This window comes from Dorea sp., assembly GCF_977044405.1.
Window position 1 is genome coordinate 1 of the sequence record NZ_CDRRQK010000016.1, and the last position, 25,217, is coordinate 25,217.

A 25,217-nucleotide genomic window follows, 5' to 3' on the forward strand; every position below is an offset into this window, starting at 1 on the left:
TCCATAACTGGGTAAAAATGAATCGCGGGGCACGCGAGGATAGCTTGTAGATACTTGGCTCAGTAGAGCCATTGAGCAAGAAGCCCTCACTTCAAAATCTGTGATTTAAGTGGTGGGAGCATGTCACTGGATAACTTTCTATCTTCACCTTGCGGTTCATCAGTTTCTTTTCCCAGATCATCAGATGTACCTGATAACCGATACTGTCTTTTGCAATCTCAAATGGTTCTTCTCTTAGAATTATAGATTCTTTGCCTTCTTTCTGTAATTGTCTCTGTCTGTTTTCTACTTTGCGGAACAGTTCCAGACATACCTGATCCATTTCTTCTCCGAAAGAGCGTTTTTTATAAATGGACACTGCCTGTTTCAATCTTTCATCCAGCAGATCGACTACTTGGGCATGTGCGTTCTGATGAAGCATTGCTGCAATCTTCCTTGCTATGCGTGGCTTTGGCTGCTGCCGGTATGTTTTCAGGATTCTTGATAAACCGCAGTCTCCGGCCTCTTCTGCCAGTTCTTCCATTACCGCAATCGCTTCTTGCGTCGGCACCCATGGCTCTACCCTTGGGACAATATACTTCTCCGGTACTGCCGGATAACAGCAATAGTTCAGCGGTGGAAAATCTACCAGCATCGCAAGCTTTTGTTCCTCCGGTGTACAGTATTCCTCTCCCAGATAATCAAGCTTATCACGCATAATCGCCAAGCGGTATTCCAGTTGTCTTAAGTATTCATACTCTTTTACCCAGAAATGTCCGATTCCGCCATAATCATATAAATGTACGTCTGTCAGAATATCTTCAAAGAATATTGTAACAACAGAATCCCCCTGATGCACTACGAGAATATACTCTGTCTTTTTTTCTTCTGCCGTTTCATTATCAGCTGTCTCTTTTTCATGGCCCTTCCCTGCTTCTTCACTCACTTCTTTCAGAGTTTCTTCTTTCTGATCTTTTAAAACATCCTGACAGCTCATGGAAGCTATAATCTCACCTTCATAATCCGTCTGATACTCGCCCGTCATTCTCGCATTATGAAAGACCAGAAAGCTTTCCACCGCATCATTCATAAGATAGACCAGGCGGATATCCTGCTTTTTCTTCTGTCCTGCTGCCGGACTTTCCGGTTTATTATCTTCTTCCTGTTGTTTGCACTCTTTCTCATCCGGCAGAATCAACTCGAACTGATCCTGCTCCAACAGCTCCTGTAACATTACAAATGCATCCACTACTCTTTCTCTCCTTCATTTGCCTCTTCGACCACAACCTCCGGTTCCGTCTCTCCGGCAGTCTCTACATAATCAAAACGCAGCACTGCCTGCGGCCAGTTCAGGCTGATCCTTGCATTTTTCTGTTTTTCCTTTCCCGCTTTTTCAATCAGATCCAGAAGTTCTTTCAGAACTGCTTTCGTCAGATAGCCGCCTCTCCAGTGGAACGTGAATACTTTCCCTTTTTTCGCCGTCTGCAATGCTCTCTTATATACATCTTCCGTCTTCGTAAATGACAGTTTCTTTTCTTTATAATAAAAATGATCTCCATCTTCACATTTTGGTGCAGGTGCGATCAATGGCTCATGATCTCTGAAAATACTTTTATCATCCAGATTAAAATAATCATAACGATTCTCTTTTTTTGCCTGCTTTTCTGCCATCTTCCCACCATTACCAAGCGTATTGTCAAATGTCGCATCCAGATGATAATACGTTCCACCGATTCTTACGATATTCCATGTATGGCGGTATTTGATCCCTTTTTCCGGATTGTTCCCACAGACTGCGATCATACACCAGATACCAAGCGCGTCACATAATACTTTTACGGATTTGGCAATGCCTTCACAGACACCTACTCCCTGTCCGAGTGGTCCGATGATCTCGTGGGAATATGGCTTTTTTAACTTGTCATAATGTACATTTTCACAGATAAAATCATGCACATATTTTTCCTTTTCCCATTCAGATTTGTCTTTTACCGGTCTTGTGAGCTTTTCTACTCTGGACTTCATGGCTTTTTGATGTTCTTTTATTTTATTTTTATCGAATAGATATTCCGGGATAAAGATGAAATTCGGCGAATCCTGGTAATATTTGTACTTATATCCGGTCGCCCAGAAGATTTCCGGATGATCTAAGCGCAACCGGAAGAATACATTATAAAGTTCCTCCGCTTCCAGTCTTGGAATCTGTATAGAATCTGAGATTGTAAGCAGTCCCTGCCAGATGGCGTGATAGGCTGCCTGCTGTATTTTATTCATTTTGCTGTAGTAATATGGTTCCATTGCTGTCTTCCTCTTCTTCTCTTTTTCTCTCTTCAATCACTCTTTGTTGCTAAAATTATACCTGTAAATTCTGCAGTTTTCAATTCTGTTGTTTACTACTTATCTGTATATTAAGAGAAAAAAACGTCTGGAATTCCTTTCTATAAAGGCTTTCCAGACATTTTTATTCACTTTCATCATACAGTTTCTACATTCTTTGTTGCAACGATATCCACACCGGTCCCCGCAACATCTTTCACTAATACATCACCGATATGTACCGGTGCCGGAACTTCCACAGTCTTTAATGCTTTCACACATTCAAAGATTTTCCCCTTAGGAATATCTTCTTTTGTCTTTACCGATACCATATCCGCTTCTCCGCCGCTTACTCTTACCGTCGAGGTTACGATTCTGGTTGGATTGGTTACTTCTTTTCTCGCATAGATATCTCCACGCTTACAGGTATTTCCTGTTACGCTGATGACTTCTCCTGCTTCCATTGTTACAGTCAGAGGGCAGCCCATCGGACAGCCGATACATATAAGTTCTCTTGTTACTGTTTCCATCTTTATGCCTCCTCTATCTTTACTGTAATGGTTTTAAGATTCGGATACTTCATAAGCTGTTCTTTTGTAAGCTTGATCTGCTCCATCTCTCCTGGTGCAACGACCGGACGTTTCTTATGAATCACTCTTTCTTCATCAAAATATGCACTTACATAGCAGTTCTTGTAAACACCGCCGACACGGAACCGTACGGTAAGACTTTCATCCATATGTGCCGGATTGATGGTACTTGGAACTGTGTATCGTACACCTTCCACCGGATTTAACACAATATTCTGTACCTTTTCATCACTGTCTGTTTCTGTCTTTAAATCTTTCACATATTCCGCTGCGTTTCTTCCGGCAGTTTTTGCTTCTTCTGATACGAAATCTACCAGATCATGCACATGTAGCACATTTCCACAGGCAAATACGCCTTCGATATTTGTCTCCAGACTTTCATTGACCTTCGGTCCGGATGTTACTGGGTTCATATCTACGCCCATACCTCTGGAGATTTCATTTTCCGGGATCAGTCCACAGGAAAGTAATAATGTATCACAGGTATACTCTTCCTCTGTTCCAGGAATTGGTTTGCCCTTACTATCTACTTCTGCCAGTGTGATGCCTTCCACTCTTTCTTTTCCTTTGATATCTACAACGGTATGGCTTAATTTTAACGGAATGTCGTAGTCATCCAGACACTGCACGATATTACGCTTCAGGCCTCCGGAATATGGCATTAATTCTGCCACAACTTTGACCTTGGCGCCTTCCAGTGTCATACGTCTTGCCATGATAAGGCCAATGTCACCGGAACCTAAGATTACGACTTCTCTTCCCGGCATATAACCTTCCATATTAACCAGGCGCTGCGCAGTTCCTGCTGAGTAAATTCCTGCCGGACGGTAACCCGGAATATTCAGTGCGCCTCTGGAACGCTCACGGCATCCCATCGCCAGGATCACTGCTCCTGCCTGGATTTCAAACAAACCTTCTTCGCGGTTCATGGCAGTCACAATCTTATCCGGACTGATATCCATAACCATTGTATTTAATTTATATTCAATGCCAAGAGTCTTTACCTGTTCGATGAATCTTCCTGCATATTCCGGTCCGGTCAGTTCTTCTTTGAATGTATGAAGACCGAATCCATTATGAATACACTGATTCAGAATTCCTCCCAGTTCTTTATCTCTTTCCAGGATCAGGATATCCTGGATTCCATTATCCCGTGCTGATATGGCTGCCGCAAGTCCTGCAGGGCCGCCGCCAATGATTACTATATCGTATGTTTTCATATTCTATCTTCCTTTTTTCTATTTCAAACTACTTTCCAATCTGTTGCCGTTAAATTCTCTGTCACAGCTTTCTGCATCATTGTTACAGCTGATCCTTATTTGTTCCTACGATAATTTTTGAACTTCCACCTGACTTCGTAATTTCTTCCATTGGAACGTTCCGCTCTCTTGCAAGAATCTCCATCGTTCTAGGGGAACAGAAACCGGCCTGGCACCGCCCCATACCTGCTCTGGTTCTACGTTTTACTCCGTCCAGAGACTTCGCCCCCAGAGGTCTATGGATTGCATCGATAATCTCACCTTCTGTGATCATCTCACAACGGCAGATAATATTACCGTATGCCGGTTTCTCTTTGATTAATTTCACTCTTTCTTCTTTCGTCAGAGTATTTGGATCCAGGATTCCTTTTCTTGTTGCAATAAAATTCTCTTTTTCTTCCAACTGCATCTTTTCTTTTAAGATACCTGCAACCATCTCCCCGATTGCCGGACTGCTGGTAAGTCCCGGAGACTCAATTCCCGCACAGTCGATGAACCCTTTTGCATCTTCGACTTCTTCTATGATAAATTCATGTCCGTCTTCATGTGCACGAAGCCCGGCAAATGAGGTGATTACCTGACGCATCGGAATGTCTTTTACATTCTGTCCTGCTTTTGTAAGCACCTGATCCAGTCCTTCTCTTGTCGTGTTCGTTCCTTCTTTTTCTTCGATATCTATTGCTGTAGGTCCAAGAAGCAGATTGCCATGCGCTGTCGGTGTCACCAGAATTCCTTTTCCGAATTCATTTGGCAATGCAAATATTGTTCTGCTTACATGTGCTCCTGCTGTCTTATCCAGCAGACAGTAATCACCACGCCTTGGTGTGATATGTATTTTCTTTTTGCTGACCATGTTGTGGAATTTATCTGCATAGACACCAGCTGCATTTACTACATATCTTGTCTTGAAAACTCCCTGATTTGTATGGACTTCCCAGATATCTTCTACTTTTTTCAGCTCTGTTACTTCTGTATCGAACTTGAATTCCACACCATTTTCACAGGCATTTTCTGCCATTGCGATATTCAATCCGAATGGACATACGATACCTGCTGACGGTGCATAAAGCGCTGCATAGACATTATCTACAATATTCGGTTCCATCTTGAGCACTTCTTCCCGGCTTAAGATCTGAAGTCCCGTTACTCCGTTTGCCACGCCTCTGTCGTATAATGCCTGTAATTTGTCCATGTCTTCTTCCCGCAGACAGATTACCAGTGAACCGGTTCTCTTGAATGGAAAATCCAGGTCTTTTGAAAGCTCTTCCATCATTGCATTTCCACGGACATTTAACTTTGCCATAAGTGACCCAATTTCGGCATCATATCCGGCATGCACAATTCCACTGTTGGCTTTTGACGTTCCACAGCAGACGTCTTCTTCTTTTTCTAATACACATATATCCGCTTTGTAGCGGGATAACTCTCTTGCGGCCGCAGAGCCTGAGACTCCGCTTCCGATTATGATTACATCATACATTTCTTTCTCTCCTTTACGTCTTTTCAAGAATCCTTTTGTGCTCTTGCTACGAGGTATTCGTCACGTATTACATGGCGGTTCCTGCCTCTGACATATTGTAATTTCCGGCTTATTTCTGAAAAAAGAGCCTGACAAGTAAACGCATCCCGAATATGCGGTTATCCTGTCAGGCTCTCTTCTCTCACGCCTATTATTCTCTTTTCTCTGTTATTCTACCACGGAATCGCCCCAAAAAGCAATACCGCAGCAACAGCTCCTATTACTGGTCCTACTAAAGGCACCACTCCATAACTCCAGTTTGAACTTCCTTTTTCTTTGATTGGAAGAACCGCATGTGCCAGACGTGGTCCAAGATCTCTCGCCGGATTAATCGCATATCCCGTCAGACCACCGAGTGACATACCAATCGAAACGATGATTCCAAATACGATAAATTTACCAAGTCCATCTGTAAGTTCCGGCACATTCGCCATTCCTTTGATTGCAAATACAAGTATAAATGTTCCAACCGCTTCACTGAAAATGTTAAGTCCAAGTTTTGGAACCGATGGTGCTGTACAGAACACTCCAAGTTTGGTAGCTTTATCTTCTGTTGCATCAAACTGTCCTTTAAATAAAAGATATACAATCACACCACCTGCGAATGCACCGGCAAACTGTGCCAGAATATATCCAGGAACCATAGACCATGCAAAACTTCCGTCAATTGCAAGTGCTAATGTAAGAGCCGGGTTAAATGACGCACCTGATGCAGCCCCAAATATGCATGCAGGCACCATAACCGCAAGTCCCCAGGCGAATGTGATCTGAACTGTTCCGCCACCTTTCATTCCTGATTTATTAAGGGTTACATTTGCAACCACTCCATCTCCAAGAATAATCAGTATCATTGTCCCCAAAAATTCTGCAATATAAGGTAACATAGAAAATTTCCCCCTTTTTTCTATTTATCTGTTTTTCTTCAATTATTAATCTTCTTTCGCCCATCCATAAGCGTATTTTACGGCCTTATTCCAGCCTTTGATCATCTTATTTCTCTGTTCATCATCAATCTTAGGTTCGAATGTCTGATCGATCGCCCAGTTCTTAACAACGTCTTCTTTGCTTCCCCAGTATCCGACTGCAAGTCCTGCCAGATAAGCAGCTCCCATCGCTGTTGTCTCTACACACTGCGGGCGGTTTACCGGCGCATTGATGATATTGCTCTGTGTCTGCATCAGGAAATCGTTGGCACTTGCGCCTCCGTCAACCTTTAATGCTGCCAGATCAATTCCCGAATCTGCCTTCATTGCAACTAATACATCATTGACCTGATATGCAAGGGATTCCAGTGTTGCACGGATGATGTGATATTTGTTCACTCCACGGGTGATTCCTACGATTGTTCCTCTCGCATACTGATCCCAGTGCGGTGCTCCAAGTCCTGTAAATGCAGGTACTACATAACATCCGTTGGTATCTTTTACTTTCTTTGCCATATATTCTGAATCCGGTGCCGAATCAATAATCCTAAGTTCATCTCTTAACCACTGGATTGCAGCTCCTGCTACGAAGATAGAACCTTCCAGTGCATAGTTTACTTTTCCATCCAGTCCCCAGGCAATTGTGGTAACCAGTCCGTTCTTAGAAAATACCGGCTTTTCTCCTGTATTCATCAGAAGGAAACAACCTGTTCCATATGTATTCTTCGCCTCTCCCGGCTTAAAGCATGTCTGTCCGAATAATGCGGACTGCTGATCACCTGCTGCACCTGCAATCGGGATCGCACCTCCAAGATAAGAAGGATCTGCTTCTCCGTAAATGCAGCTTGATGGCTTTGGTTCCGGTAACATACATTTTGGAATATTCAGTTCTTCCAGAATCTCATCATCCCATTCCAATGTATTAATGTTAAATAACATTGTACGTGATGCATTCGAATAATCTGTTACATGAGCAGCTCCCTTTGTCAGTTTCCAGATCAGCCATGTCTCTACTGTACCGAATAATAATTCTCCTCTTTCCGCTCTTTCTCTTGCGCCCGGAACATTGTCCAGAATCCATTTTACTTTTGTTCCCGAGAAATATGCATCGATGACCAGTCCTGTTTTTTCACGGAACTTGTCTGTTAATCCTTTTTCTTTTAAGGAATCACAATACTCTGATGTTCTGCGGCACTGCCATACGATTGCATGATGTACCGGTTCTCCTGTCTCTTTATCCCAGACAATTGTTGTCTCTCTCTGGTTTGTAATACCAATCGCTGCGATATCTTCTGCTTCTGCATTGATCATATTCATTGCCTCTACTGCAACTCCAAGCATACTTGCCCATATCTCATCAGCGTCATGCTCAACCCAGCCCGGTTTTGGAAAATACTGTGTGAATTCTCTCTGTGCCACGCTGCACATCTCACCTTTTTCATTAAAAAGAATACATCTGTTACTGGTAGTTCCTGCATCTAACGCCATTACATATTTAGCCATATTTGTTTCCTCCTGATTTTCTGCTAATTTCTTTGGTTACTATTTTCGCATGCGTTCTATTTGAATTGCTCCCCAAAAAGCAATTAAATATTCTGTTTCATTCTGTACAGTCATTACATCTTCCACACCTGATGATTGGTTGATGAAACTGCAATTGCTCCGGCTGATAATACAGCCATCACATCTTCTTTATCTGTTATCAGTCCTCCTGCTATGATCGGTGTCTTCACCGAACCACAGATTCTTTTTATCACTCTTGGCATCACACCCGGAAGTACCTCTATAAAATCCGGTCTTACCGTATGCTGTTGCTGTCTGATATTTTCAAATGCCATGGAATCCAGTAAAAAATATCTGAGAACTGTATACAAACCAAGTTCTCTTGCTTTCTTGATCAGCGATGGTTTTGTTGATATAATGCCATCTGCTTCTGTATGTTCCTTAAGATATTCCACAGAAACCTCTTTTGGACTAAGACCACTGATCAGATCTACATGTACCATTGCAACCTTTCCTGCTTCTTTCACCTGTTGTACAATCCTGTCTATTGAACAGACATCTCCAAATAATATAAATACCACCTGTATCTCCTCTATCGCACAACATACTTCTATGTCTTTCATATTCTTTACAGCCGCAATGATTGGATTATTACCGACCGCATCGTAAAATATCTGATCCATTTTTCCTCTTCCTTATCTTTTTTGCTGAACTTTTATTTTCCCAACTTATTCTATTACAATCTCAATTATTTTTCAAAAAAAAGGAGCGCGTATAAAAGTAACCGTCTGATTACTCGTATCCGCTCTCCTATCTCAGCTCTCTTGTTCAACTGTGCTTACTATATCACAGTGCACAATTTTTCTCAATGACATTTGGTCATTTTTTTATTTTTCATCTATTATACACAATTATTTTTCCGTTTCCTTTGTTGAAATATATCAATTTTGTGTCTTTTACACAAAGATTTTTAGTTATTTTATTAACATTCCTGATGTATTTCTAACGATTTCCATTTTTTCAAATAGATTTACAGAAACTGGCTGAATTCAACCTTCTCCTCATTAGGTCCTTTTATCGTAAAGAACTTTACTCCATTATCCCAGAATGGCAGAAAATGAATCTCATCATTTGTCGTATTAAGATCCATTGCACAGACTTCTTTGTATGTCTCTTCAATGTCTTTTACATCAATTGCGACATGATCGATGGCTCCGGCTTTCATCGTTGCCTCATCTGATTCATATGTCTCAATCACCAGGTTTTCTAATTTTAAGAATGCTACTTTTGCACCCTCATTCACCGTCTCAAATGCCGGTTCAAAACCAAGTTTTGCAAAAAATGCTTTTGTTGCTTCCATGTCCTTTGTTGGAATTCCGATGTGCTGGATTCCTGTTGCGTAATTTTTCATGTTGTTCTTCCTCCTTTTGATTGTCATATTTTACTCGTTTGGGAATATCATCATTTTACCATTTTTGCCACGGATTTTGAATACTTCATTGATCTCATCCAATGGAAGTCTGTCGTAGATCAAATCTGCCAGTCTGATCTTTCCGGAGTTCACAAGTCCTGCTGCTCTTCCGTGTGAGAATGGGTTGACGTAAGACGCTGTAACTGTCAGTTCTCTCTGGAATATCTCGTATGGCTTAACCGGGATCTCACAGTCCGGTTCGGTCAGACCGAATAAGAGAATGTGGCCTTCATTGCCAACGTATCTGAATGCGTCTAACATCGTATCTTTTCTTCCCACACATTCGATTGTTACATTGATTTCTCTAATGCCTTCTTCCTTCATAAGGTCAAATGGTGTCTTTTCCATAGGATCCACCGCATAATCGGCTCCCATCTTAAGACCCATTTCCCGCTTGGATTCGATTGGCTCTGATAAGATAACCGTTGCTGCCCCTGCAAGTCTTGCAAGCTGGATCATGATCTGTCCAATTGTACCACCACCAATAATCAGAACCGTATCTCCGGTGCGGATGCCTGCCCGATCGATTCCGTGTAAACAGCATCCCAGTGGTTCACACATAGCACCTTCCTCAAATGGTACCTCTTTCTTCAGCTCATAGACCTGTTCTTCTCTGACCTTGCATAACTGTGCGAATCCGCCATCATAAGTAACACCTGTCGCAGAATAGGATTCGCAGAAATGTGGTCTTCCGGTCTGGCATGCATAACATTTTCCACACATGATACTAGGATCCACCGTTATATGATCACCAACCTTGACATGTACCACATCTTCTCCTACCGCTTCTACAATTCCGGCAAACTCGTGTCCTAATACAACCGGTGGGAAACATTCCGATGCACCTTTGGCACCATCATATATGTGCAGATCTGTTCCACAGATACCTGCTGCCATGACACGGACCAGGACTTCATCCCCATGAATCACCGGATCATCCTTTTCTTCTACTTTTACAACACCCGGTTCGTAAAATACTGCTGCTTTCATGTTTTATTTCCTCCTTTTAGCTTTCTTTCAATTTTTTACATCCGTAGCTCTCTACCAGCTTATATATCTTCTGCTTTTCTTCTTTTTCAATCGTCTTAAGATCTGCAAGTGCATAGGTTGTTCCAATCTGTGCGGCTTTTCCTTTTGCCATGTCATGATAGGTCATCAGGTTTACTTCTACGATCTGTGGATATTTTCTGGATAACTCTGCAATCTTTTTATAATGCTCTTCGTGATCATTAATCCCCGGTATGATCGGACATCTTAAAATTACTGCATGATTATTTTTACAAAGCATATCCAGATTCTCCAGTATCTTTTTGTTACTGACTCCGGTATATTTTTCATGCTCTTTTTCACCGGTCACCTTATAATCGAACAAAAACAGGTCGATATATGGCACTATCTCTTTATATTTATCCATATCCGCATAACCACAGGTATCCAGACATACATGCATTCCACATTCTTTTGCCTTCTTTACAAGTTTCAGAAGTCCCTGAAACTGTAACATCGGTTCCCCACCGCTGATGGTAAGGCCACCGCCGCTTTTTTGATAAAAATCAATGTCTTTGCAGACGGTATGCATAATTTCTTCTACTGTGACATTCCAGCCATATATTTTGAGTGCATGGTTTGGACAGGCTTCTACACATTTTCCGCACTGGATACATCTTTCCAAATATACGTTATGTTTTTTTTGCTCCCCTTCCCCGGTGATTTCATACACCTTCCGGGGACATACCTTTTCACACCGTCTGCATCCGATACAGTTCTTTTCCAAATATCCAAGCTGTGATGTCTTTTTCTTTGATTCCGGGTTATGACACCACAGACAGTCAAGCGGACACCCCTTTAAGAATACGGTTGTACGGATTCCCGGTCCGTCATGCAGAGCGAAGCGTTGAAGATCGAATATTGTTAATGTGTTTTCTTTATCCAATTTTCCACCTCCTGATCTGTCACCTTCAGCTTAATTCAACGTACGATTCAAAATATCTAACTGCACATCATCCGCAAGTTCTACATAACGTGCGCTGAATCCTCCGACACGGACAATCAGGTTCGAATATTTCTCCGGCTCTTTTCTTGCATTCTCCAGATCTTCTCTTCCGATTACATTGATCATTGCCTGTGTTCCGCCACGTCCAAAATAAGAATCCATAAGCGGATAGATGACCGTCTCTCTCATATCGTTAAATGTTTCTTTGGAAAATTTCATATTCTGAACGGTTCCAAAGTGAATGTCTCCTCTTGCTTTTAACAACGAGTTGATGAATGCTGTTACACCGTTCTTATCCATCCCCGATGTCGGATTATTGGCATTGGAAAGTGAATCGCCTGCATATCTTCCATCCGGGGTTGCTCCGGTATGTCTTCCGTATGTTGTGTTATCACGGTTATTGATATTGACCATTCCAAAGCAGTCCAGTCCGTAATACTTGCCGGATATTGCAAGCATTGTATTACACACCATCTCGTGCACTGCTTTCATCATGTTATCCACATCTTCCAGATCATTTCCGAATTTATCCACATCCAGAAGCATCTTTCTCACATCTTTGTGTCCCTGATAATTCTCTTTTAGTACCTGTAAGAGTTCTTCTGCGGTAATTTTTTTATCATCATAAATACATTTTTTCACTGTATACAGGGAATCGGAACAGGTGACTATTCCATATATCTCATCGCTTCCGCCACATTTTACCGTTCCGCCGCTTATGACACCTTTGCCATTCTCGATGCATCCGTCATAGAGGATATTATGAAGGTTCAGGGACATATCCTGGGCAATGATCTCATAGCCTCTGGAATGGTTTCTCGCACTGACATCTGTCAAGAAAGCTACATTATCACAGAAGGTCTTCCACAGTTCATCAAATGTCTGATAGTCCGTAAGACTGGTCTGATTCGGAGTCAGACGGTAAGTACCTGTTGCATCATAGCCGCCGTTAATGGTTCCCCATAATACATTCGCCAGATTCAGTACGGAATTCGGGCTTACAATAATGCTGTGATCAATCGTAAATTCCCCGCAGCCAAGCGGCATCCAGTTGAGTGCTTCTTCATAGCTGATTCCAAATACATTCATGACTCCCGGAATGATATTTTCATCCTGATATAACATCGGATATGTCGTTCCTTCTCCGATGCATTCCATTGCCTTTTTATACAAACGCTCATCCATACCTTTGTACATGCGAAGTGTAAGCTGTGGCACGATATCTCTGACACGTCTGGATACTTCCATGATGACAAGTGCCAGTTCATCTGCTTCTTTTGGATATTTTCTTCCAAGTCCTCCTACGATCACGCGATCATCCGTTACCTGCTCTTTTGCGATCATCAGCTGCCAGAAACTGGTCAGCAGTCGGATAGCCTCCTCTTCATCGATCACTCCGTTTTGGATATCTTTTGTATAGAATGATGCCAGATAATCATCCATGCGTCCCCATTCTCTTGCCCCGTCAATCATCGTATAGATGATGACTAACTGAATGGCCTCACGGAAGCTTTCCGGACGTTCCTTCGTAAGTTTTCTGCAGATCCGTTCCATCTCCAGAAGATCTGACTTTCTGTCTTCCTTCTCCTCCTGCACTGCCAGTCTCTTTGCTTCCTCTGCATACCATAACAGTGTCTTCTGCACCGTGCGGATTCCCATCTGCATTCCTGTATAGAAATTCGGATCATATTCCGTGTGCTCTTTCTGCTTCGTACCGATCAGTTCATACAGCCCTTCCAGTCCATATGAAAGAAGCTTATGATAATCCAGAAAGATCCCTGCTACTCGCTGAAGTGCAGTTGCTGCATGCGGATAATTTGCAAGATCAAGAACTGTTCCATCGGTCACACATCCTGTTACCAGATACACTTTATCTTCCGGATCCATCTCTGCAAGGAACTTCTTTGTCGATGTATGATCTATCCAGTAATCCCGCAATGCTTTCAGATGTTCTCTGTCACTCACCGGAATCTCTTCATCTGCGATCTTCTCATCAAACCAGTCAAAATTCATTGCGAATCCCCACTCGCTGTTGATGTACTGTGCATTCATTCCAAGCGGAAAGATATCCGCCCTTCCGCAGAACAGATCATTCGGCATGATTCCGAGCATAATCTGCGGAAACTGTGCATCCAGACATTTCGCCTCGCGGATTGCCGGCGGATCATTCTTACATTCCTTATATACTTCTGTGAATCTTTCCATATGATCCAGAAGTTCCGCAAAATCCAGTCTCGGTTCATTATTATAGATCGTGTTATATCCCTGATATGCCGCTTTCGTTCTTGTCTTATATGCCTCTTTCCAATACATATTTTTCACCCTCCTGTTTTATCCAGTTCGGTTAAACGTTTATCCTTTATGTCTTCATTCTACTTCTCTGCATATATAATTGTCAATTAGCAGTAATCCACATATTTCAGTGCCTATTTTTAGGCATTTTTACGCGTTGTATTTCTAAAATATCACATTGACTTTTCTATAATCGTCTCTTAAAATAAAAATAGGACAAAAGTTTTATCTCTATTTTATCATAGATTGTATAAACGTTTCACCACGGAGGATAACTATATGAGTACCATGAAAGATGTTGCAAAAAAAGCCGGTGTCTCCGTTGCAACCGTATCCTATGCGATTAACGGAACCAAAGCGCTCTCTCCGGAAACTCTTGCAAAAGTAAGAGCTGCGATCAAAGAGCTGAAGTATTCACCGGATCAGACTGCCAAAAGCTTTAAAACGGGCAGGAAGCATATCATTGCATTTATCGTTCCGGATATTTCGAATAATTACTTTTCCAACATCATTGATTCCTTGGAACAAGAGCTTCGCAATTCCGGTTATACACTGATTATTACCAATACCAAAGAATCTCCGGATCTTGAGATTGAACAGTTAAAGTATCTTACTTCCGGTATTGTAGACGGCATTGTACTGGCCTCTTCGGCAAAGAATTATAAAGACATCGCGCCATATATTCCTGCCGGATTCCCTGTCGTTCTCGTGGACCGCAAGCTGAAAGGCTGTCCATTCGATATCATCAGTGTATCTGATACAGATGCCATCGAACAGGGAATGGACTATCTGCTGTCCTGCGGACATACCCGGATCGGCTATATCGGTGATGTTCCACATCTCAGCACTTCCAGGGAACGTCTGCAGGCATATCTGGATTTCCTGACCGAACATGATCTGCCTGTTGACCATGACCGGATAAAGGAGACAACTTCTCTTACGCACAATGCCTACGACCTCACCGGCCAACTGTTGGCACAGTCCTGCACAGCTCTGGTGATCGGCAATAACCTGATGACGGTAGATGCCTGCTGTTATCTTAACCAGCATCATGCAGACTATCCGGATGTACAGCTTCTCGGCTATCAGCACAAAGATCTCTACCGGTTGTTTTCTTCAGATGACGGAATCATTGTTCAGAACGAATATGACATGGGAATCTCTGCCGCAAGACAGATCTTAACCCGTATCCGGGAGCCGGAAAGTTCCCGAAAAGAGATCATCATTTATAACGAATATACCCGGCCGGACCAGCCGGAATAACAAAAATGCCATATGGTGCAGTTCACATCTGTGATCGCACAGTACCATATGGCATTCTTATTTTTGACATTTATTTTTATAGTTATTTTCTAACGATTTCTTTAAATCGTTCTCTGCCCTGTATCTTCTTACTGCATCGCAAAATACTGCTGTATCCTCTCCTCATTCAGTTCTTCTCCAATCACGATCACAACTACCTGTCCTTCCGGAATTGGACAGATTCTCATCTCCTGATGTGTGGCATTTAATTCCAGCCACTCTCCGGCTTCATCTTTCAGGAATCCTTTGACACGGAATACTCGTCCACATTCTTTATCCTCCAGAATGTTCTTTGCTGCTTCTGTGATCTCGTCTGTCGTCTTATCCAGGTTCATAAAATACAGGGATTTAAATGTCTCTCCCTCTTCGATATGCATCTTCCGGTAATTCTCCGGTACATATCCACAGGATAAAAATGTCTCATAATCTGCCTCATCAAATGCCGTCCAGTCTTTTACCACAATCTCATCCTTAAATCTTCTTTTACACTGTACTTTCTCCATTGCAGCATTCAGGTGTGAGACTGTATTTTCAATCTCTTTCTCCGACGCTTCCTGGCTTCTGCTGAGTACGATGCATCCTGCATTCGCAGCCTCGGATGCCAGCAGATAATCTGCTTCATCCGACAGTTCCTCCTCCAGTTTTGCGTCAACGACCGTGATCACATTCCCAATCTCATACCATCTGTCGATCGGATCATCCCGTAATACATCGAAAAATTCATCCACATCATAGATCCCCGACGGCTCTACGATCACACGGTCATATCCGCACATTCCCATTGCGATCAGTTTCGTACGGAAGCGCCTTCTATGGCAATCCGCATCACATCCTCCGGCGATCATCTCCAGTTCACAGTTCTCACCTTCCAGATCTTTTAACAGCATCATGTCTACATTGACTGCACCGTAATCATTTTCCAGTATTCCGATATTTGCTCCCTGGTCGATCAGATATTTTGCATATTTTTTTATAAATGTTGTCTTGCCGGAGCCTAAGAATCCGGTGATCAGATCTATCTTTACCATTTCACCCTGCTACCTCAAATATTTTATTATTAATTGCTCTCTCCGCAGAAAATACTTCGTAAAGTTGTGTCTCAAAAATCCGGTTGGAAACTGCAACAATTCCATTTTTATCTTTTAAAAATCCAAAGGTAACTCCCAGATCAACCATCGGTGTTTCTCTTTTAAATGGAAAATCAATTCCGCCAAAAAGAATATTCTGAAGCATTTCTTGCAGCTGTGGATAATCTAACAGTTTTTTTGTCATGTCATCGAATAAAGTATTCGGTTCTTTTAGTAAAATCTTTATCGCAGCCAGAACCCCTTCCTTCGTCCAGGCTGATGAAACATTTCCAAACTCTTTTATTCCTACAATTCTCTCATCTATAATCTGACAGATTCTGGAAACAAGATATGGATAGCCCGAAGTATAATCGTATATTATCCTCGCAATATCCTGTACATGCATTCCTGTCCGATGCTCTGATTCATACTCTTTCAGCATAGATTCGATATCTTCACAGTCAAAACTCATATCCATCTGAAAATCTACTGCAATATTCCACGGACTGTTATACTTCATCTCTTCTTGTGGATGTAGTTTTAATTTTAATGTTTTTACATCGTAGACCCCGGCCAGAATCACTGACTGGAATGTCTCATCTTTTCCCTGCTGCCATTTCAGATACTTTTCTCTTAACAATCCTAAAAATGATAAAAAAATCTGATTATCCGAACTTTTATCCACCTCGTCAATCATAAGTATGATTTTTTTTCCACATGTCTTGCACAAAGAACTGATTTTCATCCCCAATGAACGCATCGGAAAACGCTCTGATAGAGGATAATTCCATTCTTCTATAACATTATCATCTACATTTTGTGTTTTCAGACATTCACCGATATCCATAAGCAACCCTTCTGCCAGACTTCCCATGGATTCAAAATACTCATCTGCAGCTTCGAAACTAAGGCTCAGAACAATGTATTTCTCTCTCAGACGCCGCTCCAACAAATAAAGAGTCGTTGTCTTTCCATACTGCCGCGCACGATTGATTGTAAAATACTGACCTTTTTCAATATAATCCCGAATAATCTGATCAATCCGTCCACTGATATCTACCATATAATTTTTTTCCGGAATACACGTTCCTGTCACACAAAATCGTTTTGGCATAAAGGCAACCTCCCTCTTACTGATACTTATGAGTATAACCTTTTTTTCAAGGCTATGCAAGAAATCTTGACATAGGCCTATCTTTTAAAAATAAAAAAAGAACTCAAATTTCTTCCAACACTTGAATGTTAAATTTGAGTTCCTTTTTTACTTTTTAAATTATTCATTATTTTGGGAAAGGAATTGTCTGGTTCTTTCTTCTTTCGGATTTTCAAACACTTCATGCGCCAATCCCATCTCTACAATGTGTCCACCTTCCATAAAAACAACTTCATCTGCAACATTTTTTGCAAATTTCATTTCATGTGTCACGATTAACATCGTTGTATGTTGCTTTGCCAGATCTTTGATAACATCTAACACTCCGGCAACTAATTCCGGATCAAGTGCAGATGTTGGTTCATCAAATAGAATAATATCCGGATTAACCGCCAGTGCTCTGGCAATTCCTACACGCTGTTTTTCTCCTCCTGAAAGTGTCTCTGGATATGCGTCTTTCTTTTCCAGTACCCCTACTTTTTCCAACAAATCTAATGCAATTTTATCTGCTTCTTCTTTCGGCATCTTCTTTACCAATGTCAGTGGAGTTGTAATATTTTCAAGTGCTGTTTTATTCCGGTATAAATTTGAATTCTGAAAAACCATGGATGTCCGTGTACGCAACACCTGAATATCTGCCTTGCTAAGTTTTTCATAATCAAACATTTGATCATCCAGCTGGATTGTTCCTTCTTCCGGTCTTTCCAGTACATTAATACAGCGAAGAAGTGTTGATTTACCAGTTCCCGACGGACCAATAACCGCAATTACTTTTCCTTTTTCAATCTTCAGACTAATATGATCCAGTACCTGCTGATTTCCAAATCTTTTTGACAAATTCTTAATTTCAAGCATATGTTTCTCCTATATGTATAAGGGGATGTTATCCACACCCCCTCATAACTATTTCTGATAAGCAGAGCTTATTACTTTTTCAACCTTTTTCTGCACTACTCCCAATACAATAGCCAGTATCCAGTAAAATACTGCTGCCAGTATATATGTCTCAAATGTCTTGTAATATGTAGCTGCTGTCAACTGAGCTTCACCCATAATATCCTGAATACCAATCGTCATTCCAAGTGAAGACATTTTGATAATATCCAGGCATGAATTCACAATTGGAGGGATTGCTGCAACAGCTGCCTGCGGAAGTATAATCTTCAGCATCATCTGCGAATGTGTCAACCCAAATGCAATACTCGCTTCATACTGTCCTTTATCTACACTTTCAATTGCTCCACGTATACTCTCAGATATATACGCTGCACTGTTAAGTCCCAGACACAGCACCAACGCAAATGTCTTCGGGCATCGTTTCATTACATCAAATACCATTGGTAATCCATAATAAAACAGAAACAACTGAATCAGCAGCGGTGTACCTCTGAAATATGATACATAGACTTTTGCAAGCTGACTTAATATTTTTACGTGAAAATGCTGAATAATTGCCAATATAGCTCCCAATATAACACTAAGCAGAAAGGCTAAAGCCGAAACATATATCGTAATCCATAATCCTTCTAAAAGCAGTGGAGTCAATACTTTTGTATATGGGATAAACGTTTCTGTTAAATAAGTCATAGTTATTCCTTCTTAGTAGTAATATCTGCACCAATCCATTTCTCAGAGATTTCCTGCAGAGTACCATCTTCTTTGATAATCTTGATAAATTTATTCATAGCATCACACAACTCTGTATTATCCTTTGCAAATACAATAGTTGCTATATCATATGCAAATGGTTCCAAAACTTTGATTTTAAGATTCTTATTTGATTTCATAGCCATGTATGTCTGAATGTCCTGAGCAAGTACTGCATCGATACGTCCATAAGCAATATCATCAAACATTGCTTCCAAAGTTGCAGATGTGTATACTTCAAACTTAACATCACCCTTTGGATACATGTCTTCTACAGCCTGCTGCATAGAGTTTCCAGAACCAACACCTACTGTTTTTCCAGACAAATCTTTTACACTCTTAATCTCGTCATTATCTTTCGCAACTACCACTGTAGAACCATAATAATCAACCGGATCAGAGAATAAATATGAATCCTTTCTTTCTTCTGTTGGGGACATCTGCGCAGATACTGCATCTGCCTTTCCCGAAGAAAGTAATCCAAGAAGCCCGCTAAAATCAGCATACTCCCATTTTACTTCAATCCCTGTTCTCTCAGAAAATTCATTCCAGATATCCACATCATAACCCTTCAGTTCACCATCCTCTTCAAACTCAAACGGCTCATATCCCGGTGACGTTGCAACTGTTACAGAATCAACATCCAGACCAAGGTCCAACTTGTCGTCTTTTGCTTCATCTTTTGACTCTTCTGTTTTCTTGTTCTCTTTTGTGTCCGATTTGTCTGACTGACCGCACCCCATCATCAATGCAGCACACATAGATACACATAACAATGTGCTTATAATTTTCCTTTTCATTTGTTTAATCCTCCATTCTTAATCACTTATTTGATTGTCTCATTTTCTATCAAATAACTCAAATTGATTGTTTTTATATGTTGCATTATTCATAGATGTTATCTATGTTTTTATTGCAATCTTTCTATGCACCATCCAACTATTTCGTCTTCATTTCTATAATCCATTCTTTTCCTTGGCCGGATCCAGATCTCCTAACGGTACTGCGCCTGTCCAGCAATATATTTCCCACATATGTCCTGACGCATCCAAAAAATATACACAGCGGGCATTCCACTCATAGTCTTTTGGTTCTGAAATAAATTCCATCCCTTCCGCTTTCAGCTGTTCATATGCTTCGTCCACTTCTTCCGGTGTGTCACATCGAATTGCCTGTTGATCCCGATATTTCACCTTTTCCATTACATCCTTTCCAAGATTATCCTCCAGATGTTTCCACTGCCACAGAAAAAACTCCACCTTTCCTTCCATCGGAAATCCGGCAAATGTCTCATCAATCCTCGCTGGTTTAAAACCAAACACTTTTGTAAATTTTTCCGCTTCTTTATATACATCTTCTACCAAATATCCATGCGCTGTATGCTTTCCCATTAAATTAAATCTCCTTCTTTTCTCAACTCCCAGATTCTGCCATTTCCATCTCTCAGAAAGTGACCTAATGCTCCAATCTGTATCAGCCCTTTTCTTAGCAGCTCCGCTTTTTCAGCCAAAAGTTCTTCTTCTGATCCGTATAGCCAGGTACAGAAAGACTGCTCCGGTAATTCTTCTTCTGAAATTCCAAGACCATCATATAGATAAGTCTTTTCAACCACACTGAATACAAGTGGAGATTTTGTGTTTATCCACGCCGACTCTTTCCCTTTTCTGTCTGCATTCCAGTTGAAATACTGCTGGTAAAATGCTGCTGATTTTTCTATATCTTCAACAACTAATGTGTAGGAATATTTTATCATGTCCGTTTCTCCTCTTCTCTGTTATTTTAACTAATTATAACATCTCTCAATTTCTTCTATCAAATTTGATATTTCTATAATTTAACCGATGTATCATTTTAATCTATAAGCCTCTCAGCTGATATTCTGTTATATTTATAATAAAGATTTGATCTTCACAAAGCCATTGAACTTGCATTCACAAAGTAATACTACAGCAAAATCCACAACAAAAATAAGTGTATGAAGCATAAACATTTCTATACTTCATACACTTATTTTTTATTTATAGGATTTAGCTTTTCAATCCGTCAAATCCTTTTTTCATATTCTCCAATACTCTAAGCAGTATTTTCTTCGGGCAGGCAAGATTCAATCTGACATACTGACTTCCTGCCTCACCAAATTCCAAGCCGCCACTTGGCATTATACCACATTCATTTTTCCAGAATTCAATAATTTCTTCATCTGTCATCTTCATAGCGCTACAGTCCACCCATAACAGATAAGTAGCTTCCGATTCCGGCACTCTAAGATGCGGAATATTTTCCCTGATATACTGAACTGTCATTTCTTTATTTTCTTTAATATAACGGTAGACTTCCTCGAACCAATCTTCACTTTCCATATATGCTCCGACTGTTACTCCTTCTGCAAATGCGTGTTCAAATGGATAAGCCATTGCATTCATCCGGCTCATAATTTGCTTCTTCATCGTATCTCCGTCTACAAGTAACGCTGCTGTCTGTACGCCCGCCACATTAAAACTCTTTCCCGGAGATATCATCGTAACTGATGATACATCATATTTCTCAGCAATCTTTCTCAACATTGTATGCTGTCCGTGAAACACAAAATCATAATGCGCCTCATCCGAAATAATAAGTAGTTCATGCGCCTTACAAAACTGACAGATTCCTTCCAGTTCCTGTTCTGTCCATACAGTTCCTGTCGGATTATGCGGATTACACAACAAAAATGCTTTTGTTCTATTCGTCACTTTCCGCTCCATATCTTCAAGATCAAATGTAAATCTTCCATTCACTTCTTTCAGCTTGCTGCCATTGACCGCACGTCCACACCCCTCAATCGTATGATAGAAATTTCCATATGTTGGAACATTCATCATTACTTCATCCTGTTCTTCTGTATATTCCTGAAGGATGATACTGAGTCCGCTCATCATATTCGCACAGTATACTATTTGTCCTGCCGGAATTTCACAGCCATGACGTTTTTTCAACCAGTATTGTACTGCCTTATAATAATCTTCTGACAATAGTTCATAGCCAAATACGCCTTCTTTCACCCTGTCGGCCAAACGTTTTTGGATTGCCGGAGATGCGTCAAATTCCATATCCGCCACCCACATTGGATACATTTCATGCCCATTATTTTTCAGTTCTCTGGCTTTCCATTTAAACGAATTTGTCCTGCTTCTGTCAATGATTTCATCAAATTTATATTTCATAGCCATTTTCCTCCTTTCTCCCCTGTCTCTGTAAATTGACTTTGTTTAGTGTAACACAAAAAGCAGCTGCCCTACAATAAGCAGCCACCCTTTATTATTTTATTTATTTCTTTCCACCAAAGATAAATCCCATAAACCGGATATAAGTATACACAACCAGAACAACCGCAATAATCGTCTCAATCAGTACTACATATTTCAGGAACGGCATAGGATGTCCCATATTCATTGCACATGCCATCGTCTGTTTTGAAGCGATCGCACTGATGACAAATGGGAAGGTGAATGCCGCATAACTTGGGAAGAATGGCATCTTCAGATAGCCGATTGCTTTTACAAGTGCAAAAATGTAGATCACCGTTGCAACTACAAACATTCCCATCAGGAATCCGTAAGATTTCGGCATGACAGACTGTACATATCCTGCGATGCAGAGGCTTGTCGGTGCCGCATAGATACAGATCAGTGGTTTTGCCGGATCCGGTACTTCTTTCACTGTTACATAACGATATGTAACCAGGATCAGTAACAGAATCAGCGTTACAAATCCAAACCAGAACGCCGCACTTCCGATTGCAAGTTTCTCATAAGCAGGTGCCGTGACTGATGCAACGACAATTCCAACATATACGATATAATAACTTGCGAATACCTTTGGCATCTGCAGTTTGAATACAAACTTCACAGTAAAATAAATAATCAGCACAATATGTAATGCAATCGCAAACAGCCAGATATAATAAGCCGCCTGTCCGATAAATGGTTTCACATAAGTACTTAAGATCATAAGTGCCATTGGAAATGTTCCGGATACGCTTGCCATAATTGGATTATTCATATCCTCTTTTACAGCCCCCGGGAACATGATCAGTTTCAAAAGTGCCAGAATCAGTAAAAATGCTGCAAACACTCCACACACATAACGAATTCCTTCAGAATAGCTCTGAAGCAGGTTACCAAGGGCCGCTGCTCCAAGCATAACTCCACAGATTGGAATCGGTACTTTTTTGATTACGTCTTTCATAGTTTCTTGTCTTCCTTTCCAGTCTAGATATCTGCAATTGCACGACGCTCCGCCGGTTCATCAATTTCATCCAGGTTCTTGATTCCCAGCTCACGACAGACAATCTGTGCTACCTTCCATGCACACAGGCCTGTGAAGTAGATACACTGCTCTTTATGCTCTCCCTGTCCCATGTTGAATTCTTTTGTCAGGACTCTGCAGCAGATTGCATTCTTTCCATTGGCTTTTCTAAACCAGTCATGCAGTTCATGTGTCAGTTCCATACATTTGATACTCTTTGGATTGGTTGGTCCATCCTGTTCTGTTCTTCCGAAGAACATTCCAAGTGCAAGTAATCCACCATTAAATGCACCACAGACACATCCTGATTTTCCTGCTCCGACTGCCATACCGGATGACATTGCAATGACTTCTTTTGGTACATCCAGTTTGAAAGCATCACGGATGGTGCACATCAGTGCTTCACAACAATAGTATCCACCTTTAAAATTTTTCTCTGCTGCTCTTTGTACCTCTCTTGGGCTGATTTCTGTTACTCCGATGTTCATAAATATAACCTCCTGTAAATAAATATTATTTTCTCCAGGTATTCCCCAATACCCATATACCGATGTTATGATCAAAAGATATCCTCTTGCTCCTTGTCTTAAATGCATTATCGTACAAGTATGCCTGCCTTTTTGAGCTTTTGTCCACGACACCATATATCCATATTATATATTCACAAATTTTATTTGTTAAAGTGTCTTTATCTATAGAATCAGTGCCTTATTCATTTTATCTATAATTGCTATATTTCTATACAAAAAAGCCATAACTCTGACACTGCTCATTTGTTGACAATGTAGAATTTATGGCTTATCCTCAACTTTTTGTTTCTTTATATCAACTTTTTTCTTACGTAACACTCTACAGATCTATGCCAGCCGAATAAACACAAGATATGCCGCAAAGCTGGCGCGTGTCTGAAAAATCATTTCTACAATCTATATGTTCCACTTTGCAGTATATTTAACAGAAAGCATTTTTCAGACACACTTTAGTTGCTCATTTACCGTATAATTTCTCCACGCTTAATCTTTTCAATCCACTCCTGTATAAACTTTCTGAAGCACTGGACCGCTTCATTTTCTTCTTCCTCTTTTCTCGTGATCATACATACTTTCCATTCATAATTCCCGTCGGAAAATGGAACCATCTTCATTCCTTCTTCCTTCATATCATCAAAGACAAAATTTACCGTCACTGATATTCCTTTGTTAGCCTTTACCATCTTATGGCACAGACTGAATCCACTTGTCTGAAATGCAATATCCGGCTGGAATCCGGCTTCTTCACATTTTTTCACAATCAGATGATAGAGTGCAAACTGACTACTTTCAATATATAATGGTCTTCCTTTCAGATCTTCTATCGTCACACTCTCTTTCTGGCTTAACGGATCTTTTTCATTTACCAGAAGCTGCAACTGAAATACTTCTATCGGTACTACATGATATAATTCCTCATCAAATTCCCCGATGGAAAATGCTACATTTCCCTCATTTTCTGCAAACAAACGCTCTACCTGCAGATCCGGATATTCCCTGTAATGGAACTCAATATCCGGGTATCTTCGGCCAAATTCTATAATGCATTCCGGGGTCACCATACGGATAATTCCATATGCTGACAACAAATCTACCACTTTCTTCTGGCGCTGTTCAATATGCAGAATATCTTTCTTCACCTGATAATAATCTGCAATATCTTTCTTCGCATATTCCAGAAAACGTTCCCCGCTCTCCGTAAGCTCCATGCCTGATTTATTCCTCAAAAAGAGACGGCATCCCATCTCCTGCTCCAGGTTTTTTACAATCTTACTGATTCCCTGAGGCGTCATGTAGAGAATACGGGATGCCTTTGCTATACTTTTTTCTTCTGCAATTGTCTGAAATATTTTTAAATCTTTAATATCCATTTTACTATATACTCAC

At 40.8% G+C, this 25,217-nt stretch carries 24 protein-coding genes; 1 reads left to right on the forward strand and 23 read right to left on the reverse strand.

What is annotated here, in order from left to right:
• Positions 1–91: 91 nt before the first annotated feature.
• The 12 genes from ACWJAF_RS08500 to ACWJAF_RS08555 all read right to left on the reverse strand — a co-directional run bounded on the left by ACWJAF_RS08500 (position 92) and on the right by ACWJAF_RS08555 (position 13,866).
• A complete protein-coding gene (locus tag ACWJAF_RS08500; protein ID WP_448863338.1) occupies positions 92–1,213 on the reverse strand; it encodes a DUF3878 family protein in 1,122 nt (373 codons plus the stop codon).
• 14 nt (positions 1,214–1,227) lie between these two features.
• Positions 1,228–2,277: a transglutaminase domain-containing protein gene (locus ACWJAF_RS08505; protein ID WP_448863340.1), complete on the reverse strand. Its 1,050-nt coding sequence runs from the start codon at positions 2,275–2,277 to the stop codon at positions 1,228–1,230.
• 176 nt (positions 2,278–2,453) lie between these two features.
• Entirely contained in the window at positions 2,454–2,825 is a 372-nt protein-coding gene (locus ACWJAF_RS08510; protein ID WP_448863235.1) for a DUF1667 domain-containing protein, read from the reverse strand.
• Positions 2,826–2,827: 2 nt separating this feature from the next.
• Positions 2,828–4,105 carry an NAD(P)/FAD-dependent oxidoreductase gene (locus tag ACWJAF_RS08515; protein ID WP_448863237.1) on the reverse strand — a complete coding sequence of 426 codons (1,278 nt, stop codon included), beginning with the start codon at positions 4,103–4,105 and terminating at the stop codon, positions 2,828–2,830.
• Between the two features lie 82 nt (positions 4,106–4,187).
• On the reverse strand, positions 4,188–5,624 hold the full coding sequence (locus ACWJAF_RS08520) for an FAD-dependent oxidoreductase (RefSeq protein WP_448863238.1): 1,437 nt from the start codon (positions 5,622–5,624) through the stop codon (positions 4,188–4,190).
• 212 nt (positions 5,625–5,836) lie between these two features.
• Positions 5,837–6,547 carry an MIP/aquaporin family protein gene (locus ACWJAF_RS08525; protein ID WP_448863240.1) on the reverse strand — a complete coding sequence of 237 codons (711 nt, stop codon included), beginning with the start codon at positions 6,545–6,547 and terminating at the stop codon, positions 5,837–5,839.
• Positions 6,548–6,592: 45 nt separating this feature from the next.
• Entirely contained in the window at positions 6,593–8,089 is a 1,497-nt protein-coding gene (gene glpK, locus ACWJAF_RS08530; RefSeq protein WP_448863242.1) for a glycerol kinase GlpK, read from the reverse strand.
• 113 nt (positions 8,090–8,202) lie between these two features.
• Entirely contained in the window at positions 8,203–8,772 is a 570-nt protein-coding gene (locus ACWJAF_RS08535; RefSeq protein ID WP_448863243.1) for a glycerol-3-phosphate responsive antiterminator, read from the reverse strand.
• Between the two features lie 347 nt (positions 8,773–9,119).
• Entirely contained in the window at positions 9,120–9,500 is a 381-nt protein-coding gene (locus ACWJAF_RS08540) for a VOC family protein (RefSeq protein ID WP_055214853.1), read from the reverse strand.
• A 30-nt stretch (positions 9,501–9,530) separates the two neighbouring features.
• Positions 9,531–10,550: a zinc-dependent alcohol dehydrogenase family protein gene (locus ACWJAF_RS08545; protein ID WP_448863245.1), complete on the reverse strand. Its 1,020-nt coding sequence runs from the start codon at positions 10,548–10,550 to the stop codon at positions 9,531–9,533.
• 16 nt (positions 10,551–10,566) lie between these two features.
• The gene (locus ACWJAF_RS08550; protein ID WP_296032395.1) at positions 10,567–11,493 is read right to left on the reverse strand and encodes a glycyl-radical enzyme activating protein; all 927 of its coding nucleotides are present in this window, start codon (positions 11,491–11,493) and stop codon (positions 10,567–10,569) included.
• Positions 11,494–11,523: 30 nt separating this feature from the next.
• Complete coding sequence (locus ACWJAF_RS08555) at positions 11,524–13,866, reverse strand: pyruvate formate lyase family protein (RefSeq protein ID WP_448863248.1); 2,343 nt, start codon at positions 13,864–13,866, stop codon at positions 11,524–11,526.
• Between the two features lie 258 nt (positions 13,867–14,124).
• On the opposite strand from ACWJAF_RS08555, the gene ACWJAF_RS08560 reads away from it, so the two are divergent.
• Positions 14,125–15,108, forward strand: coding sequence for a LacI family DNA-binding transcriptional regulator (locus tag ACWJAF_RS08560; protein ID WP_448863250.1), 984 nt, complete (start codon positions 14,125–14,127; stop codon positions 15,106–15,108).
• 128 nt (positions 15,109–15,236) lie between these two features.
• Here ACWJAF_RS08560 and ACWJAF_RS08565 read toward each other — a convergent pair whose 3' ends face one another.
• From ACWJAF_RS08565 to ACWJAF_RS08615, 11 genes are all read right to left on the reverse strand, one after another.
• Positions 15,237–16,175 carry a GTP-binding protein gene (locus ACWJAF_RS08565; protein ID WP_448863252.1) on the reverse strand — a complete coding sequence of 313 codons (939 nt, stop codon included), beginning with the start codon at positions 16,173–16,175 and terminating at the stop codon, positions 15,237–15,239.
• Between the two features lies 1 nt (position 16,176).
• On the reverse strand, positions 16,177–17,328 hold the full coding sequence (locus ACWJAF_RS08570) for an ATP-binding protein (protein WP_448863254.1): 1,152 nt from the start codon (positions 17,326–17,328) through the stop codon (positions 16,177–16,179).
• A gap of 159 nt (positions 17,329–17,487) precedes the next feature.
• Entirely contained in the window at positions 17,488–18,222 is a 735-nt protein-coding gene (locus ACWJAF_RS08575; protein WP_448863256.1) for an amino acid ABC transporter ATP-binding protein, read from the reverse strand.
• A 48-nt stretch (positions 18,223–18,270) separates the two neighbouring features.
• Positions 18,271–18,954, reverse strand: a complete 684-nt coding sequence (locus tag ACWJAF_RS08580) for an amino acid ABC transporter permease (protein ID WP_296032311.1) — start codon at positions 18,952–18,954, stop codon at positions 18,271–18,273.
• Between the two features lie 2 nt (positions 18,955–18,956).
• The gene (locus tag ACWJAF_RS08585; RefSeq protein WP_448863258.1) at positions 18,957–19,814 is read right to left on the reverse strand and encodes a substrate-binding periplasmic protein; all 858 of its coding nucleotides are present in this window, start codon (positions 19,812–19,814) and stop codon (positions 18,957–18,959) included.
• 156 nt (positions 19,815–19,970) lie between these two features.
• Positions 19,971–20,405 carry a VOC family protein gene (locus ACWJAF_RS08590; RefSeq protein WP_448863261.1) on the reverse strand — a complete coding sequence of 145 codons (435 nt, stop codon included), beginning with the start codon at positions 20,403–20,405 and terminating at the stop codon, positions 19,971–19,973.
• Positions 20,405–20,767, reverse strand: coding sequence for a hypothetical protein (locus ACWJAF_RS08595; protein WP_296032314.1), 363 nt, complete (start codon positions 20,765–20,767; stop codon positions 20,405–20,407). Before ACWJAF_RS08595 ends, ACWJAF_RS08590 begins: the two co-directional genes overlap by 1 nt.
• A 274-nt stretch (positions 20,768–21,041) precedes the next feature.
• Positions 21,042–22,217 carry a MalY/PatB family protein gene (locus ACWJAF_RS08600; protein WP_296032315.1) on the reverse strand — a complete coding sequence of 392 codons (1,176 nt, stop codon included), beginning with the start codon at positions 22,215–22,217 and terminating at the stop codon, positions 21,042–21,044.
• A gap of 103 nt (positions 22,218–22,320) precedes the next feature.
• The gene (locus ACWJAF_RS08605) at positions 22,321–23,241 is read right to left on the reverse strand and encodes a TDT family transporter (RefSeq protein ID WP_296032317.1); all 921 of its coding nucleotides are present in this window, start codon (positions 23,239–23,241) and stop codon (positions 22,321–22,323) included.
• Positions 23,242–23,264: 23 nt separating this feature from the next.
• The gene (locus ACWJAF_RS08610; RefSeq protein ID WP_296094319.1) at positions 23,265–23,789 is read right to left on the reverse strand and encodes a C-GCAxxG-C-C family protein; all 525 of its coding nucleotides are present in this window, start codon (positions 23,787–23,789) and stop codon (positions 23,265–23,267) included.
• Positions 23,790–24,292: 503 nt separating this feature from the next.
• The gene (locus ACWJAF_RS08615) at positions 24,293–25,201 is read right to left on the reverse strand and encodes a LysR family transcriptional regulator (RefSeq protein ID WP_448863264.1); all 909 of its coding nucleotides are present in this window, start codon (positions 25,199–25,201) and stop codon (positions 24,293–24,295) included.
• Positions 25,202–25,217 lie beyond the last annotated feature (16 nt).

Bases quoted from the DNA above. Each gene is read 5' to 3' on its own strand.
- ACWJAF_RS08500 (WP_448863338.1), bottom strand. From the start codon at position 1,213: ATGTTACAGGAGCTGTTGGAGCAGGATCAGTTCGAGTTGATTCTGCCG.
- ACWJAF_RS08505 (WP_448863340.1), bottom strand. From the start codon at position 2,277: ATGGAACCATATTACTACAGCAAAATGAATAAAATACAGCAGGCAGCC.
- ACWJAF_RS08510 (WP_448863235.1), bottom strand. From the start codon at position 2,825: ATGGAAACAGTAACAAGAGAACTTATATGTATCGGCTGTCCGATGGGC.
- ACWJAF_RS08515 (WP_448863237.1), bottom strand. From the start codon at position 4,105: ATGAAAACATACGATATAGTAATCATTGGCGGCGGCCCTGCAGGACTT.
- ACWJAF_RS08520 (WP_448863238.1), bottom strand. From the start codon at position 5,624: ATGTATGATGTAATCATAATCGGAAGCGGAGTCTCAGGCTCTGCGGCC.
- ACWJAF_RS08525 (WP_448863240.1), bottom strand. From the start codon at position 6,547: ATGTTACCTTATATTGCAGAATTTTTGGGGACAATGATACTGATTATT.
- glpK (WP_448863242.1), bottom strand. From the start codon at position 8,089: ATGGCTAAATATGTAATGGCGTTAGATGCAGGAACTACCAGTAACAGA.
- ACWJAF_RS08535 (WP_448863243.1), bottom strand. From the start codon at position 8,772: ATGGATCAGATATTTTACGATGCGGTCGGTAATAATCCAATCATTGCG.
- ACWJAF_RS08540 (WP_055214853.1), bottom strand. From the start codon at position 9,500: ATGAAAAATTACGCAACAGGAATCCAGCACATCGGAATTCCAACAAAG.
- ACWJAF_RS08545 (WP_448863245.1), bottom strand. From the start codon at position 10,550: ATGAAAGCAGCAGTATTTTACGAACCGGGTGTTGTAAAAGTAGAAGAA.
- ACWJAF_RS08555 (WP_448863248.1), bottom strand. From the start codon at position 13,866: ATGTATTGGAAAGAGGCATATAAGACAAGAACGAAAGCGGCATATCAG.
- ACWJAF_RS08560 (WP_448863250.1), top strand. From the start codon at position 14,125: ATGAGTACCATGAAAGATGTTGCAAAAAAAGCCGGTGTCTCCGTTGCA.
- ACWJAF_RS08565 (WP_448863252.1), bottom strand. From the start codon at position 16,175: ATGGTAAAGATAGATCTGATCACCGGATTCTTAGGCTCCGGCAAGACA.
- ACWJAF_RS08570 (WP_448863254.1), bottom strand. From the start codon at position 17,328: ATGCCAAAACGATTTTGTGTGACAGGAACGTGTATTCCGGAAAAAAAT.
- ACWJAF_RS08575 (WP_448863256.1), bottom strand. From the start codon at position 18,222: ATGCTTGAAATTAAGAATTTGTCAAAAAGATTTGGAAATCAGCAGGTA.
- ACWJAF_RS08580 (WP_296032311.1), bottom strand. From the start codon at position 18,954: ATGACTTATTTAACAGAAACGTTTATCCCATATACAAAAGTATTGACT.
- ACWJAF_RS08585 (WP_448863258.1), bottom strand. From the start codon at position 19,814: ATGAAAAGGAAAATTATAAGCACATTGTTATGTGTATCTATGTGTGCT.
- ACWJAF_RS08590 (WP_448863261.1), bottom strand. From the start codon at position 20,405: ATGGGAAAGCATACAGCGCATGGATATTTGGTAGAAGATGTATATAAA.
- ACWJAF_RS08595 (WP_296032314.1), bottom strand. From the start codon at position 20,767: ATGATAAAATATTCCTACACATTAGTTGTTGAAGATATAGAAAAATCA.
- ACWJAF_RS08600 (WP_296032315.1), bottom strand. From the start codon at position 22,217: ATGAAATATAAATTTGATGAAATCATTGACAGAAGCAGGACAAATTCG.
- ACWJAF_RS08605 (WP_296032317.1), bottom strand. From the start codon at position 23,241: ATGAAAGACGTAATCAAAAAAGTACCGATTCCAATCTGTGGAGTTATG.
- ACWJAF_RS08610 (WP_296094319.1), bottom strand. From the start codon at position 23,789: ATGAACATCGGAGTAACAGAAATCAGCCCAAGAGAGGTACAAAGAGCA.
- ACWJAF_RS08615 (WP_448863264.1), bottom strand. From the start codon at position 25,201: ATGGATATTAAAGATTTAAAAATATTTCAGACAATTGCAGAAGAAAAA.